The 16,098-nt window shown below is 69.4% G+C and carries 11 protein-coding genes; 4 read left to right on the top strand and 7 right to left on the bottom strand.

What is annotated here, in order from left to right; translation table 11 throughout:
- Positions 1–257 precede the first annotated feature (257 nt).
- Both NA8_RS29590 and NA8_RS29585 read left to right on the top strand, forming a co-directional pair.
- On the top strand, positions 258–632 hold the full coding sequence (locus NA8_RS29590; protein ID WP_063053611.1) for a hypothetical protein: 375 nt from the start codon (positions 258–260) through the stop codon (positions 630–632).
- Positions 633–780: 148 nt separating this feature from the next.
- On the top strand, positions 781–1,326 hold the full coding sequence (locus tag NA8_RS29585; RefSeq protein ID WP_063053610.1) for a hypothetical protein: 546 nt from the start codon (positions 781–783) through the stop codon (positions 1,324–1,326).
- A gap of 44 nt (positions 1,327–1,370) precedes the next feature.
- On the opposite strand, the gene NA8_RS29580 is transcribed toward NA8_RS29585, so the two are convergent.
- From NA8_RS29580 to NA8_RS29565, 4 genes are all read right to left on the bottom strand, one after another.
- Entirely contained in the window at positions 1,371–3,920 is a 2,550-nt protein-coding gene (locus NA8_RS29580; RefSeq protein ID WP_063053609.1) for an ATP-binding protein, read from the bottom strand.
- Positions 3,921–3,961: 41 nt separating this feature from the next.
- Positions 3,962–6,493: an ATP-binding protein gene (locus NA8_RS29575; protein WP_063053608.1), complete on the bottom strand. Its 2,532-nt coding sequence runs from the start codon at positions 6,491–6,493 to the stop codon at positions 3,962–3,964.
- 107 nt (positions 6,494–6,600) lie between these two features.
- A complete protein-coding gene (locus NA8_RS29570; RefSeq protein WP_040865472.1) occupies positions 6,601–7,176 on the bottom strand; it encodes a dihydrofolate reductase family protein in 576 nt (191 codons plus the stop codon).
- Positions 7,177–7,419: 243 nt separating this feature from the next.
- Positions 7,420–8,154, bottom strand: a complete 735-nt coding sequence (locus NA8_RS29565; protein ID WP_063053607.1) for a MerR family transcriptional regulator — start codon at positions 8,152–8,154, stop codon at positions 7,420–7,422.
- A 203-nt stretch (positions 8,155–8,357) separates the two neighbouring features.
- On the opposite strand from NA8_RS29565, the gene NA8_RS29560 reads away from it, so the two are divergent.
- Positions 8,358–8,714: a DUF1707 SHOCT-like domain-containing protein gene (locus NA8_RS29560; RefSeq protein WP_063053606.1), complete on the top strand. Its 357-nt coding sequence runs from the start codon at positions 8,358–8,360 to the stop codon at positions 8,712–8,714.
- A 7-nt stretch (positions 8,715–8,721) separates the two neighbouring features.
- On the opposite strand, the gene NA8_RS29555 is transcribed toward NA8_RS29560, so the two are convergent.
- Together NA8_RS29555 and NA8_RS29550 are read right to left on the bottom strand one after the other, a co-directional pair.
- Entirely contained in the window at positions 8,722–11,109 is a 2,388-nt protein-coding gene (locus NA8_RS29555) for a serine/threonine-protein kinase (protein ID WP_245664057.1), read from the bottom strand.
- 189 nt (positions 11,110–11,298) lie between these two features.
- Complete coding sequence (locus NA8_RS29550; RefSeq protein ID WP_063053604.1) at positions 11,299–12,831, bottom strand: amino acid permease; 1,533 nt, start codon at positions 12,829–12,831, stop codon at positions 11,299–11,301.
- Between the two features lie 212 nt (positions 12,832–13,043).
- Between NA8_RS29550 and NA8_RS29545 the strand changes: the two genes are divergently transcribed.
- Positions 13,044–14,105 carry an SPFH domain-containing protein gene (locus NA8_RS29545; protein WP_063053603.1) on the top strand — a complete coding sequence of 354 codons (1,062 nt, stop codon included), beginning with the start codon at positions 13,044–13,046 and terminating at the stop codon, positions 14,103–14,105.
- 35 nt (positions 14,106–14,140) lie between these two features.
- On the opposite strand, the gene NA8_RS29540 is transcribed toward NA8_RS29545, so the two are convergent.
- The coding region (locus NA8_RS29540) for an NAD-glutamate dehydrogenase domain-containing protein (protein ID WP_174550156.1) at positions 14,141–16,098 on the bottom strand (1,958 nt) is incomplete at its 5' end.

The following is a 16,098-nucleotide window of genomic DNA, read 5'->3' as shown; positions in this document are numbered from 1 at the left end:
GACACGATCGTCGCGACCCCGCGCCCCGCAGCAGACCCGGGCCGCCACGGATACGACAGGCCGGGCTCTCCCCATTCCGACGACCGGGACCGAGCCGATCGGCACCGCCCCGCGGACGACACGTCCGCGACGGATGCCACCCCGATCCCCTCCCCGCCCCCACCTCGCGCGGCAACTCCGACCACCGACGTTCGCCGCACCGCCGCAGCTCGCGCCGTGCCACCGTGCGCAGCGCGAAATCCGAACGGAGACTTACGATGACCGCCAACACCACCCATTTCGCCGCCAGACTGCTCGCTTGTGCCGCGATCGTCGGCACGCTCACCGCGGGCGCCGCGGGCATCGCGGGCGCGGAATCGCACTCGGGTCCGTCGAACCCGCGCAACGGCACGGGTGACACCACCGGTTGGCACCACATCGACCCGATGGGCTACCACCATCGCGACAGCGACCGGCTGGACGCCGAAGAGGCCGACCAGGCCATCCGGGACTACCGCCAGCGGCAGAACCAGGCGGCACCGGGCGACATCACCACCGGCGACGATTCCGACGGCCCGAGCTGGTCGCGCGTGGCCCGCCCGGACGGCACCGGCTACACCGTCTGCCGCGCGCAGGCCGCCTGGTGCCGGTGACCGCGGAAGCGGTCCACCCTCTCGCACTCTGAAACCTTCCGTGACGTCCCTCTGGACTGATCGTCCCGCTACCTAGCGGCACATTACTTGAAGTATCACCACCCCGGAATCCACTCCGGCCGGGGTAACGCACGAAAGAGAAACACTCATGATCAAGATCAGTGGGCTTCGCCGGCCGACCGCGTGTGACAACAAGCGCGGCGGCACGGCACGGACGCTCACCCTGCTGGCGGCGGCAGCGGTGGCGGCGGGCGGCCTGAGCCTCGGCGCGGGCACCGCCGAGGCTCAGGGCGCTGCCTGCCTCTGGGCTGGGGGCGCCTACGGCCAGGGCACCACGGTCGTCGCAGGGGGCTGGAACTTCGCCTGCGGAACCGACGGACTGGGCGGGCCGTACTGGCATCGGGGCGCCCCCGCTCGGCAGGCAAGCACCGTGCCGAACCCGGGCGCCTACGCCCACCCCGCCGGCCTGTTCAGCCCCGGCGCCCGGCAGTACGGCACGGAGTACAACGACTACTGCGTCGGCAGCCAGCTCATCGAGGGTTCCGAGGACGTCTACCAGGTGGTCTCGGACGGACGCGGCGCGCTGTGGTGGAAGGCCGCCGGCTCGATCGACCAGTGGGCCTTCGATCCCGGTAGCGGGCCGCAGCGGTCCTGGCGGTCGTCGAGCCTGTGCTACGACGGCTCGCTGACCTGACCTGCCCGATCTCCGCTATCGCACGTCCGTGACCGTCACCACGGTCACGGGCGTGCTCGCGTTCGCGCGGGCCGCCGCTCGGATTCCAGCCGGATCCGCTCGGCGAGGTGATCCGGCACGTGCCAGCTGATGTCGGCTCTGGTGGCCGCCATCAGCTTCCTGCGCACGGACGCCACCTGGGCATCGACCGTCCGGATGGAACTGCCCCGGCGGGCGGCGATGGCACTGTTGGCCCAGCCCGCCGCGGCCAGCACCGCGACTTCGCGTTCCGCCGGCGTCAGCTCCTCCCAGCGCGAGGCGGTCGACCTGGCCTGCGGACGCGGGTTCGGCAGCTTGTCGACCGGCAATCTGCCGAGCAACAGCAATTGCAGTTCGTCGCGTTCGGGACGCAACCGGGCGCCACGCTGGACCGCCGCCGCGTGGGCATCGGCGCCGATGACCGCGGTGACCGCCACGACGGCCCGAGCGGTGCCGCGGGCTACCAGCGTCACCCGGTCGGCGACGATTCCCATCGAGCGGTGCAGCGTGGCGATTCCGCCTTGCAGATGGGCGATCTCGGTGGCGGCGGCGATCGCTTCGGCACTGCCGGTGTCGCCCGCCTCGATCCGGGCGGACAGCAAATAGGTCAGCGCCATCATGCTGAAGTGCGCGACCCATCCCGCCGTCCAGGTGTCGCCGGTGATCAACAAGCGCTCCAGGGTGGACTGCCCGAGTTTCACCGCCTCCCGTGGATCGCCGTGCCGGGACACCGCGATCATCCAGGCCAGCTCCGCCCAGGAGGTCGCCCAGCCCGCGTCGGAAGCCACTGCCCGGTCCAGATGCCTGCGCGCGGCCCCGAGCGCGACGTCCGCCTCGCCCAGGTTCGCGTAGGTGAGGGCCTCGAACAGTTCGCTGCGCTGCTCCCCCGCCCGGTCGCCCAGAACGGCGAACTTCCGGCGCGCCCTGGCCAAGACGTCCACCGCTCGCAGGTCGAGGTGGATCAGCAGGAGTTCGAGGCCCCAGGTGAATTCCACCGCGGCGGGCAAGCCGAGGTCGGTCGCCGTCGTCTCACGCCAGCCGGCCCGCAGTTCCGAGGGGAGGCACTCCGCGGCGCATTCGTCCAGCAATTGCGCGGTGTAGGCGTGCCTGCCCTGCCAGATGGCGATCCAGCCCACCAGCGCGGTCGCATTGATCCGCAGCCGGGTCGGCGGCGGCTCGACCTGCGCGGTGACCTCCAGGGCCTGCTCGGTCAGACTGGTGATGGCCCGGTTGGAGCCGGTGATGAACGGCACACGCAGCGCCATCAGCGTCGCGGCTGTCTCCAGTCCGACCACCGCCTCCTCCGGGTCGGTGAGGCTGGTCTCCACCGCGATGAGAATGTTGTCCCACGCCGCTCGCGCCCACGCGATCCACTCCTGTTCCCGTGGGCCGTACCAGGTGGCAGGCCCCGCGGCGACACGGTCGCGGTAGTGCCGTCGATGCCGGGCGAGCAGTCGCGCTTCGTCCAGATGGTCGCCACGGGTGGACAGCCGGTCCCGCACGAAGACCCGGACGCTCTCCAGCAGGTAGTAGCGCACCGTCGCCGCGGTGATGTGGGCCGACAGCAGCGAGCGTTCGACCAGGCGCTCGAGCAGTCCCTCGATCCGCTCGGGCGGTAGCGCCGTGTCCGCGCAGACAGCCACGATCGCGTCCACTTCGGCCCCGCCGGACTGCGTCTCATCGTTCTCGGCGTCGCAACCGGTGGCGAAGACCGACAAGCGCTCCAACAGCAACTGTTCGGGCGCGGTGCACAGACCGTAGGACCAGGCGATCACGTCGCGCACGCTGCGGTGCCGTTCGCCGACGCCACCCCTGGCCCCGTGCGTCCACTGCAGGCGGCGATCGTCGGTGTCGCCGGACAACTCGCGCAACACGATCGCGGGTGGCCGGTGCAGCAGCCGCGCCGCGGCCAAGCGGATGAACAGCGGATTGTTGTCGACGTGCCCGCAGATGCGGGTGGCGATGGCGAGCTGTCCGGGGTCCTCGGGAATCGGCCGTCCGGTGCGCTCGGCTCGCCGCCGGAACAGTTCCAGGGCGTGCACGCTGGACAGCGGCGGCACCGTCACCAACTGCTCGTCGATCCAGCCGACCGGCTCCCGGCTGGTCGCGACGATGGTCAAGCCGGGGATTTCCTGCAGCAGGCCGATGACGAGCGGACCGACGCCGCCCAGCACGTGTTCGCAGTTGTCCAGCACCAGGATGGTCCGGTGCGCCTCGTCGTCGTCGGCGCCGGCACCGGTGAGGGTCTCCAGCAGCCCGTCCCAGGCGGAGCGGCCCACTATGCCGTTCTTCGCGACGGACAAGAGCACTTCCTCGGCGACCGTTCCCGTCTCCGCGCCGGGCGCGAGACGGGCCAGGCGCGTCCAGTACACCGTGTGCCGCGCCCCGCCGCGGTATCTGCGCACGGCTTCCACCGCCAGCGTCGTCTTGCCGATGCCACCGGGCCCGACCAGGGTGATCAGCCGGGCGCTCGACGAGTTCAGCAAGGCGTCTATCCGCCGCAGTTCGGCATGCCTGCCCACGAACTCCGCGGGCGCGACGGGGCCGTTGCCGCCGCCGCTGCTCACCTCCGACATGCCGACACACCTACCGATCCGGAAACCACTGCTCGAGCAGCCTAATGGGCGCGTCCTGTCCTACCTTTGCGGCTACGGCTGGGCCGCCGCTCGGATTCGTACCGGACCCGGTCGGCGAGCTCGTCGGGGATGTGGGCCGCGATGTCGGTGCGAGAGGCGATCATCAGCTTCTGCCGGATGGCGGCCACCTGCGCGTCGACGGTCCGGATCGAGCTGCGCCTGCGGCCTGCGATGGCGCTGTTGGGCCAGCCCGCCGCCGCGAAGACGGCGACGTCGCGTTCGGCCTCCGACAGCTCGCTCCAGCGCGCGGCGGGCCGCCGCGACACCGGCCGGGAAGAGGCCGGCCGGTCCGGCCGCCGGGCGGGCGGCGCCGGCTCCGGGGCGGGACACCACAGCGCGTCCAGCTCGGGACGCAGCCGCGTCCTGCGTTCGGCGGAGGCGTAGGCGCGGTCGCCGAGCACCGCGCGGGAGACCTCCGCGGCGCGGCGCATCTCGGCGGCGATCAGCGGAACCCGGTCGACGGATATCCCCATCGAACGCTGACGCGTCTTGAATCCGCCCACCAGATAGGCGATTTCCCGCGCGGTGTCCGCGGCCGCGGCGGGATCACCGCCCTCGGCCCGCTGCGCGACGAGGACCTGGGCCAGCGCCACGATGTGCGCGCCCACCGCCCAGCTCGCCGTCCAGGTGTCCTGTTCGCCGCGGTAGCGGGTGAGCACACCGTGGGTCAGTGTCAGCGCCTCGGTGGCGGACCCGTGTTTGGCCAGCGCCACCGCGCGCGCGATCTCGGCCCAGGAGCGCGACAATGTCGAGCCGGACGACACCGATCGCTCCAGGAATCGCGCCGTGTTCTCCAGCGCCTGCCGCCGGTCGCCGACGAGGGCGGAACAGAATGCCGCGAACACGTCGCTGCGCTCGGCGCCGATGCGATCGCCCTGTTCGGCGAATTTGCGGCGGGCCCGAGCAAGGACGGTGACGGCGCGCGGGTCACCGCGCACGAGCATCAGCTCGAGCCCCCACAGCCACTCGACCGGGGCGGGCAGCCCGAAATCGATGTCGGTGTAGCGCGGTCCGGCTCCCGGTGGGAGGCTGGCGCAGTCGGCGAGCAGTTGCGGGATGTGATCGGTCCGCCCCTGCCACAGCGAGATCCAACCGAGCAGCGCGGTGGCCAGGTCGGCCAGCCCGGAAGGGCCCAGCTCGGAGGCCCGGGTGGCCTCCAGCGCACGTTCGGTCAACCGGGTCAGCGCACCGGCGCCGGACTTGACATACGGCACCTTCATCGAGAGCAGGACAGTGGCGATCTCCAGCGCGACCACGGCCTCCGCCGGGTCGGCCAGACCGGATTCGATGCCGAGCACGATGTCGTTCCACGCCGAGCGCGCCCACGCCAGCCACGCCTGATCCTGCGGTCCGAGCCAGATGGCCTGCCCGGCGACAACCTTGTCCCGGAAATACCGGCGGTGCCGCGCGGCGAGCCGGTCGAACTCGCCGCGATCCCGGCGGCGCAGCCGCTCCCGGGCGAACACGCGGACGCTTTCCACCAGATACCAGCTGACCGTGGTCGCGGTGAGATGCGCCGACAGCAGCGACTGTTCGGTGAGCCGCTCCAGCAGGCGTTCGATCACACTCGCGGGCAGGGCGTCGTCGGCGCACACCGCGATCGCGGCGTCCAGCTCGATGCCCCCGCGCAGCGACTCGTCGTCGGTCTCGTACCCGGCGGCGAAGACCGACAGCCGCTCCAGCAACAACTGCTCGGAGGCGCCGCAGAGCGCGAACGACCAGGCGATCACGTCGTAGACACCACGGTGGCGCTGCTCGGCGCCCGCCCGTGCGCCGTGGTTCCAGTGCAGGCGTTTGTCGTCCGCGTCGCCGGTGAGTTCACGCAGCACCATGACCGGCGGCTGGTGCCGCAGACGCGCCGCGGCCAGGCGGATGAACAGCGGGTTGTGGTCGACCCGGCGGCAGATCCGCGCGGCGACGGCCATCGCCTCGCGGTCATCCGGAATCGCCCGCCCGATGAGTTCGGCGCGCTGCCGGAACAATTCGAGCGACTGCCGCGGCGACAACGGCGGCACGGGCAGGATGTACTCGTCGGCCCAGCCGATCGGTTCGCGGCTGGTGGCCAGGACGGTCAGGCCGGGCGCGGATTCCAGCAACTCGGCGATCATCGCCGCGACCACACCGAGCAGGTGTTCGCAGTTGTCCAGCACGAGGACAGCGCGCTCGGTGGAACGGTCTCCGCTGGTGAACGTGCGTACCAGGGCGTCATGAGTCGGTGGCGAACTGAGGTCGGTGCGCACGGCCGACTGCATCACGTCCTGCGCGGTGGCGGTGCTGTCGGCCTCCAGCCCGGCCAGCCGCGCCCAGTACACCGGCCTGCGCCGGGCGTGCGCGTCGCGGCACAACGCCTCCGCGGCCAACCGCGTCTTGCCGATCCCGCCCGGGCCGACCAGGGTGATCAGGCGGGCGCCGCTGTCCAGCAGCGCGCCCAGCCGGTCCAATTCCGTTTCCCGGCCGAGGAATTCACTGGTGGATGCAGGCAGCACGTCGCCACGTGCCTGAACCAGGGACATAAAACGAAAGTTAGCCGACGATGCGGCGGCGCGCTCGACAATCAGACGTTATGCAAAGGTCAAGCCCCCGTTTACCGGGGCAGCGGACCCCGTTCCCGTGCCGATTGCTACCTCGCGGAGGCCATCTGCTGGTAGTGCATCTGAACCACCGCGCTGTCGAAGGTCATCACGTCGACGAGTTGCAGCCCGGAGACCACGGCAGGCGTCGGGAACAGCGGAATCCCGCCACCGAGCAGGATCGGGTGCACGAACAGCCGGTACTCATCGATCAGGTCGTGTTTCATGAACTCCGATGCCGTCTCCGCGCCACCGAACAAGACCATGTCGCATCCCGGCTGCGCGCGCAACGCGGTGATCTCCTCGACGAGGTCGTCCCGGACCACGCGGGTGTTCCAGCCCGCGGAGGACAGGGTGCGGGAGAAGACCACCTTGGGCGTCTGTTTCCAGCACCGAGCGAAATCCACGTAGAACTCCGAGATCGCGGGATCCACGTCGGCGGTCGGCCAGAACGACGCCATGATCTCGTATGTTTTGCGGCCGTAGAGGAACAGGTCGGCCGAGCGTAATTCATCCAGGAACGACTCGCACAGTTCCTCGTCCACCACCGGCCAGTGGATTTCCTGATCCGGCCCCTCCGCGAAGCCGTCGAGCGACATCTGCATCCACAGCGTCACGCTTCCCATGTGCCCACACCCATCTGCTGCCCTTGTGCGACTTCCAGATTGTCGGGGAGAGCGACACTTCGGCGCATCGGTAGGTGGCCGGAAGACATACTTAAGTAGACGAGCGTAGGTAGCCCCGCGGCGCGAGAGCGCGCGCCGGATGACACCAATATACCGTTGATCAACGGCACGTTACTGCTACGTATCACCAATGATGGGAATCTGAAACAGAAGTATTTCCATCCACCGGGAGTGCGCCGCCGGTCAGCTCTCCGGCAGCGCCTCCGCCAGCTCGGCGTCCTGGTCGAGATACCTTGCGACGAGCCGGTTCACCAGTTCGGCGGTAGTCTCCGCCGGGACGGTCCTGGTCGCCTCCAGCCGCTGCGCGAGTTCGGCGACCTGCGCCGGGCCGCGATCGGAATCCTGGAACGATGCCCACGCTGTACGCCGGAACAGATCCACGTAGCGCCGGGCGATCCGCTCGGCGTCCGCGCGAAGCTTCTCCAGCTCGCCGAGCACCTCATCGGCCGGGATGCCCACGGCCGCCATCTGCTCGAGGCTGTGCGCCAGACGGCGATCCGCGATGCGATAGGTCGCCGCGTCGACGGGTTCGTACAGACCCGCGGCGACGACCCGGGCCAGACCGTTGGGCACGTCGCGATAGCGCTCGGCCAGTTCGGTCGCCGCGATCGTTTCGCCTCTGTCGACGGCGGTCGCCTCGGGCGAGCCGGGCTCGGCGACACCGAGGATGTCCCCCAGATCGTCGCCACGATCCCAGGCGTTGAGCAATTCCCTGATGCCGTTGAGTTTGATCCCGCGATCGAGCAACCTGCTGATGGTCCGCACCCGGTTGAGGTGGTCGGCGCCGTAGAAACCGGTACGCCCCTTGACCTGCGGGGGCGGCAGCACGCCCCGCTCGTGGTAAACGCGCAGGCTGCGCACGGTCGTACCGGCCTCCCGCGCCAGCTCGTCGATCGTGTACTCCACACCCGCAGTCATACCTCAAGGAAACCACATCGCAACACGGGACGGCCGCCGGTGCGCGGCCATTGTCGGGGCGACCGACCGGTCCATAGCGACATTTCAGCAAACATCGTCCGCGCGGGGCGCCGCCGCCTTCCGAGCGCTCGCCCGCCACCGGTCTTCCCGCCTCTGGAAATCCCCTCGATGCCGGGTCCCGCCGCCGCGCCTATCCTTCCGACATGGGTGAATCCGCGGGCCTTCCGGCCAGTCTCGCCGACCGCGAGCGCGCGATGCGCGAGCTGACCCACCACCTGGGCACGGGCCGGCTGAGCCTGGCCGAATTCGACGAACTCAGCGCGGCCGTCGCCGCCGCGACCAAGCGGAGTCAACTGGCCGAGCTGTTCGCCGATCTGCCCGGCAGCACACCGCCCCCGGCCGACGTGACGCCGACCAACCCGCTGCCGCGCCTGGTCGTTCTGGCCGGCGCGGCCGTGGTCTTCTCGGTGGTGCTCGCGGTGACCACCGGCAACTGGCTGTGGCTGCTGGTGATCCTCGCCGCGCCCGCGCTTTTCATGCTCACCGCGCGCACCAGCTGAGACCGGTTCACCACCTCGACTTCGGCCGCACATAGTTGGCCAGGTCGACCAGCCGGTAGCGGTGCAGACGATGCGGGGCGATCCTGGCCAGCGCCCGCAGGCTCGACTCCAGCCCGCGTTGCAGACCGAGCAGGGTGAACGGGAAGCCGAGCAGGGTCGCGTCCGGATCGGCCGACCGACCGCCGGCACGCACCCATTCCAGCGCCGCGCCCACCACGATGACCTGCAGTTGCAACGCCCTCGGTTCGTCCGGCGCGGCGTCCAGGCGCGCGGCCGCCTCGAGCAGGTCGGCCTCGGTGGTCTCCGGGATCGGCTGGGAGACCAGCAGCAGGCATCCGGTCATGCGCGCCACGCTCTGATACCGCGATGCCTCCGGCACCTGATCGAGGACCTCGACGGCCTCCAGCAAGCCACCGTCGGCGGCGAGTCTGCGGGCCAGGCCGAACGCCGCGCTCACCACGCCGTGATTGGTCCGCCACACCGTGCGGTAATACTCCTCGGCGAGCCGATGCCAGCGGTCGTCGGCGCAATCGCCCAGGTGCTGGAGGGTGAGTTCGGCGGTGGCCGCCAGCGCAAGCGCGGGGGCGATCTCGCCGGGCAGCATGCCGTGCACCAGGTCGAAGTACTCGTAGGCGCGTTCGTACTGTCCGTCCAGCAGGGCGGCGACGGCCGAGTACCACTCCAGGCGCCAGTCCGTGCCGTAGTCGGGCCGCAGATCGGCGAGCCGATCGCACGCGGGCACCACCTCGCCCAGGTCCAGATGAGCGCGCACCGCGGTCAGCGTGCCCTCCAGCTCGAACGTCTCCGGCTCCGGGATGGTCCCGGAGACGATCCGGTCGGCGGTGCGGCGCAGGGCGTCCAGGGCGTGCCGGGGATCGCCGTGCAGCAACGTTGACAGCAGGTCGGCGCTGGGGTCCTCGCTGTCGATCATCGGCACCGGCAGGGCCGCGACGACGCTCGGCGCGTCCAGCGCGGGCAGACGATGGCGCCCGTCGGTCATGCCGTCGGTCTGCCCGATCAACGTCTCGATGCCGAAATCGCCGCGCATGGCGCCGAATTCCAGCGACGCCTGCGGATGCTCCTTACCGGTGTCGTAGGCGAGCACCATGCGCAGGACGCCCGCGAGCTGGCCGTACATCGCGTAGGCGGTGGGGAAGCGGCGGCGCGGCTCCGGATCGGTCGCGCGGCACAGCAGCCGGTACAACGCCGGATAGTCCCGCAGCAGCGGCTCGTCGTCCGGCGAGGGAATGCCGGGCAGCTGGTGTCCGTCGGCGTTCTTGGGCATGTCCAGCACCAGAGCGGCCAGCGTCCGCCCCACGGTGTAGATGTCCGAGGCGACCGTCGGGCCGGTCTCGGTGATCTCGGGCGCTTGATAGCCCGGAGTGCCGTAGATACTGCCGTAGGACTCCATCGCGGCGACCGCGCCCAGATCGATCAGCTTGACCTCGTCCTCGCTGACCATGATGTTGTCCGGCTTGAGATCGTTGTAGGCCAGCCCGAACGAGTGCAGGTAGTCCAGCGCAGGCAGGATCTCCATCATGAAAGCGATCGCCTCGGAGACCGGAATGCGTTCGGGCGCACGCAAATCCAGCATCTTCTTCAGCGAGCGCCCGCCGACGTACTCCATGACGATGTAGCCGTCGGCCACGTCGCGCCCGGAGCGGTGCTTGACGAAGTTGTGGATCTTGACGATGCCGGGATAGGCCACCTCGGAGAGGAATTGGCGTTCGGCGAGGGCGACCACGTGCGCCTCGAAGTCGAGCGGGTTCTGCAACCCCTTCAGCACCACCCAGCGATCGCTCACATTGCGATCGACCGCCAGGTAGATCCATCCGAGTCCGCCGTGGGCCAGACAGCCCTGGACTTCGTATTGGTCAGCGACCATCTCCCCCGGCTGGAGCAGGGGCCGGAAGTTGAACGGCGAGGCGCAGCGGCCGCACTCACCCTCCACGACGCCGGACCCGGCCGCGCTGGTGCGGCCGACCGGCTGCTGACATTTCCAGCAGAACCGCTTGTGCTCGGGCACTTCCGGGTTCTGCATCACCGCGGTGCGCGGATCGAGCGGGCTCACCTTGGGCATGGACACCAGCCCGCCGCCCAGTCGTCGCGCGCTCGGCCGCGAGCGCGCGCTGCGCCCGGAACCGGGGTCGGACTCGGCCTCGAGTGCGCCGAGCAGCAACCGCTCGGCGGTGCCGATGGTTTCCTCGCCCCCGACGTCGGCGCCGGTCGGCGGTCCGCCGTCGCTCGGCGCCGGGTCGACGGCGACGGCACGTGGTTTCTCGACGTACCGCGGTGTCGACCACGGATTTGGTAGTCGTGGGGCCACCTCGGTTTTGAGCAGATGCCGAGTGGCCCAGGGGTGGGAAGTTCGCCGAGGCACCTCGGTGCCGCGCATGCGCCGATTCGCCCACGGATGCGCAAGTGGACGGTCGGATGCGCTGGGGTGCTCCGGCATACGAACCTCTCAGACCCGCCGTTGAATCGCGGTTTCATTCTGGTCCGCCGCCTGTCGATGCGCGCGTGTATTGTTCCCGACATTGGGAATATATCCGCCCCGGGCGAGCTGCCCGGGGCGGATACTGCCTTACTCTTCGTCGGGCTTGTCGAGGATCACCACCGGGTCGCCCGCTTCGCGGCGCGGCCGCTCGGCCAGGACCGGGAACTGCCCGGTGATGCCCTGGCGGATCTCGGCGATCTGCAGCACCCTCTTGCGGGCGAGGAACCAGCCGCCCACCAGCGCGGGAACCATGATGACGACCATCGCGAGCACCGCACCGCGCTGCACGTGGTCATCGCTGCAGGCCATCAGCACGACCACGGTCGCAAGGAACACCAGCGTCGCGAAGCTCGTGTACGGCGCGCCGATCAGCCGGAAGGACGGACGCTCCGCGCGGCCGGTGCGCGACCAGCGCCACAGCTGCAACTGGCAGACCACGATCGCGGTCCAGGCGAAGATGGTGCCCAGCGCCGACATGTTCAGCACGATCTCGAAGGCCTGCTCCGGCACCACCGCGTTCAGCCCGACGCCGATCAGCGCCACCGCGCCGGTGGCGAGGATGCCGACGTAGGGTACGCCGCCGCGGGACATCCGCGCCGCGATGGTCGGCGCGCTGCCGTTCATCGACATCGAGCGCAGGATGCGGCCGGTCGAGTAGAGACCGGCGTTCAGGCTGGAGAACGCCGCGGTCAGCACCACGAGGTTCATCACAGAACCGGCGCCGTCCACACCGAGCTTCGAGAAGAACGTCACGAACGGGCTCTCACCGTTCTTGAACGCGGTGTAGGGCAGCAGCAGGGCGAGCAGCACCAGCGAACCCACGTAGAACAGCGCGATCCGGGCGATCACCGAGTTGATCGCGCGCGGCATGATCTTCTCGGGGTTCTCCGCTTCACCGGCTGCCGTACCGACCAATTCCACTGCGGCGTAGGCGAACACGACTCCGGTGGTGACCAGGACCAGCGGAAGCAACCCGGTCGGGAACAGTCCGCCGTGATCGGTGATGACGCTCGGGCCGGTGACCTGGCCATCGATCTTGAAGCGGCCCGCGAGGAACACCGTGCCGACGATCAGGAAGGTGACCAGTGCGATCACCTTGATCAGCGCGGCCCAGAACTCGAGCTCGCCGAACCACTTCACCGAGACGAGGTTGATGCTCACCACGACCGCGAGGGAGACCAGGGCGATCAACCACTGCGGGATGGCCTCGAACGCTCCCCAGAAATGGACATATGTCGCGATGGCGGTGATGTCTACGATCCCGGTCATGCACCAGTGGAAGAAGTACATCCACCCGACCGCGAACGCCAGTTTCTCGCCGTAGAACTCGCGGGCGTAGGAGACGAACGATCCCGAGGAGGGGCGATGCAGCACCAGCTCGCCGAGCGCCCGCAGGATGAAGAACACGAACACGCCGCAGATGGCGTACACGATGAACAGGCCAGGGCCCGCGCTGGCCAGCCGGCCACCCGCACCCAGGAACAACCCGGTGCCGATCGCCCCACCGATCGCGATCATCTGCAGCTGACGCGGGCGCAGCGACTTGTGATAGCCCGAGTCCTCGTCTTCGAGCGCGGCAGCCTGCGCGGGCGCATCCGCTGGTGGTCGAACTGTGGTCATGGCGATGGCCTTTCAGGTGACGGCGATCATAACTTCGCTCAATGTACCGTTACATAGCGGCACGTTCAATAGCGATTGGCATGTTGTAACACGCTGGACATCAAGAACTTTGAGAAAAGGGCATCCGAGCAGCGGCGATCGCGACAAGATTCGTTGATCGTGCCACCAGATATCGGTACGCTCAGTGGGACAAACGGGACGAGGGAGCGCAGATGGCCTGGTTCGAACGGGAATTCATCGCGGTCCCCGAGGACCGCAAGAATCAGCTGGTCTACAAGTGGCCGGACGTCAACATCCGGCGCTACAGCCGCGCGATGGTCAACGCCGACCAGCTCGCACTCTTCGTCAAGTCCGGGCGGGTCGTGGCCGCGATGGGCCCGGGACGACACCGCATCGATGCCGACGAGCTCCCCGTGCTCGGTGCGCTCGTCGACACCCTCACCGGCGGCAACTACTACCGCGCCGAACTGTATTTCGTTTCCACGAGGGAGTTTCCGGGAATTCGCTTCGGCGGCCGGCTGGACGACATCCTCGATCCGGTCAGCGAGCAGGTGGTGACGCTGCGTGTCTTCGGCGAGTTCGCCCTGACCGTTCGCGACCCGGCCGAGCTGCTGACCGCGCTCGCGGGGACCGCCGATCTCACCGACCCGGACCGAGTGCAGAGCTGGTGCGCCGACCTGCTGCTCAAATCCATGAAGATGGCGGTGACCCAAGGGGTCGCCCGCCGCGACTGGCCGGTGCTCGGGCTCTCGGCACAGCTGCAGCCGATCGAGCAGGCGGTGCTGCGCCAGACCAACACCGCGCTCTACGAATACGGGCTGCGCATCCCGCGGATGGGTAACTTCGACATCAGTCTGGCGCCGGAGGACGCCGACCGGCTGAAGCGACTCGCCAAGGATGTCAAGTACATCAGCCTCACCGGCGATTTCCAGCGCTACGCCGCCGGCGAACTCGCGCTCGGCGCGAGCCAGGGTTTCGCGCGCGGACACCATGGCATGGAGGGCGGATTCCTCGGCGCGGCACTGAGTCTGAACGCGATCGGCCACCAGGTCGGCAGCCACTCCCCCGCGCCACAGCTTCCCGCCGCGGCGCCGGAGACGGCTCAGACGTCATGCGCCGCTTGCCAGGGCGCGAATCCGGCGGGCGCGAAGTTCTGCATGAACTGCGGGGCGCGCCTAGCGCCGCAACCTCGGCACTGCACGAGCTGCGGCGCGGAGTCGAGCCCCGGCGCCAAATTCTGCGGCGAGTGCGGAACGCCGATGCCCGGAGGCTGACGCCGAGCGCCTGCCTCCGGGCATCGTGTGGTCGATCAGCCAGCGACCGTCGGTGCGACGGCCGTCGCATCACCGCCGCTCACCATGCCGCGGACCTGCCGTGCCGCCACCGAGAGCGCGGCGAGATCGTGCGTTTCGGCGGCGAAGATCTGCGCCAGCGACGCACCCGCACGGGCCAGCCGCGAACGGTTGGTCGACTCCCAGTACGCGATCTTCTCGACCGTGCTGTCCTGCGGTTCGGTCGCGGTCAGCACATCGAGGGTCAGCGACCGCAGCGAATCGTAGAGATCCTCGCGGACCGCGAGCCGGGCCAGCGCCCGCCAGCGCCCGCCACGCTCCAGCTTGCCGACCGCGGTCAGCAGCCGCTCGATCTGGAAGTGCTCGTTGAGCGCGTAGTACAGCACCGCGACCTCCGCGGCATCGCGGTCGGCGATGTCGGCCAGGTCGAGCACGTCCAGCAGCGGGAAACGGTGGATCAGCCCGAACGCCTCCTCGGCCAGCTCCCGGGGCGCGCCGCGGCTGATCGACCGCCGCGACCGCTCGGCGAGATCCTCGGTGAGGTAGCCGGTCAACCACGCGGGCACGCGGCCGGACAGAGCGCGCACGCCGTCGCGGTACCTGGCGATGTCGGCGCCGATCGCGATGGGCTGCGGGCGGTTGGACAGCAGCCAGCGTGCGGCCCGGTCCAGGGTGCGCTTGGTCTCCAGCTCCAGTTCGTTGCGCGCCGCCGTGGACATCGGTGTCTGCCTGATCCGCTGCCAGAGGTCGTGCAGGTCGAAGATCTCCACCGCCGCCCGATACGCGCGCACCGCGTCGTCGGTGGTCGCCCCGGCCTCTTCCGCGAGCCGGAACGCGTAGGTGATGCCGCCGTAGTCCACCATCTCGTTGACCACGACGGTGGCTACGATCTCGCGCCGCAGCGGGTGCCTGCCGATCGCCTGCGCGAACCGCTCCCGCAGCGGCGCGGGGAAGTAGGCCGGCAGCACCGGCGCGAACGCCGCGCTGTCGAGCAGGTCACCGGCCAGCAGGTCAGCCTTGAGCGAGAGTTTCACGTGCGCCATGAGATTCGCCAGCTCGGGCGAGGTGAGGCCGGTCCCTTCGGCGGCGCGGCGGGCCAGTTCCGCCTCGGTCGGCAGGGCCTCCAGCTCGCGGTCCAGACCGCGACGCTGTTCGAGGTCGTTGATCATCCTGCCGTGCACTCCCGACATGCCCGCCGCGTCGGCCCGCGACATCCCGAGCCGGAAGTTCTGCGAGATGTTGTCCCGCAGCACCAGGTCGGAGACCTCGTCGGTCATCGAGGCCAGCAGCGGATTGCGCTCCGCGACGGCGAGTTCACCGCTGGAGACGACGGCATCGAGCAAGATCTTGATGTTGACCTCGTGGTCGGAGCAGTCCACGCCCGCCGAGTTGTCCAAGGCATCGGTATTCATCCGTCCGCCGTTGCGGCAGAACTCGATGCGGCCCAGCGCAGTCGCACCGAGATTGCCGCCTTCGCCGATCACCTTGACCCGCAACTGGTCGGCGTTGACCCGGACCGCGTCGTTGGACTTGTCGCCCACCTCGGCATTGGTCTCGCTGCTCGCCTTGATGTAGGTGCCGATCCCGCCGTTCCACAGCAGATCGACCGGGGCGAGCAGGATGGCCTTGATCATCTCCGGCGGCGACAGGGTGGTCACGCCGGCGGGCAGGTCGAGTGCCGCGCGCACCTCCGGAGTCACCGGGATCGCCTTGGCGGAGCGGTCGTAGACGCCTCCGCCGGAGCTGATCAGCGACGTGTCGTAATCCGCCCACGACGACCTCGGCAACGCGAACATCCGCTGCCGCTCCCGGTAGGAAGTTGCCGCGTCGGGAATCGGGTCGAGGAAGATGTGGCGGTGGTCGAACGCGGCCACCAAGCGGATGTGCTCGGACAACAGCATGCCGTTGCCGAAGACGTCGCCGCTCATGTCACCGACGCCGACGACGGTGAAATCCTGGGCCTGGGTGTCGAGTT

It is taken from the genome of Nocardia arthritidis NBRC 100137, assembly GCF_001612765.1.
GTDB classification, from domain to species: Bacteria; Actinomycetota; Actinomycetes; order Mycobacteriales; family Mycobacteriaceae; genus Nocardia; species Nocardia arthritidis.
The sequence above is the reverse complement of the archived record's forward strand: the minus strand, read 5'-3'. Positions and strand labels throughout refer to the sequence as shown.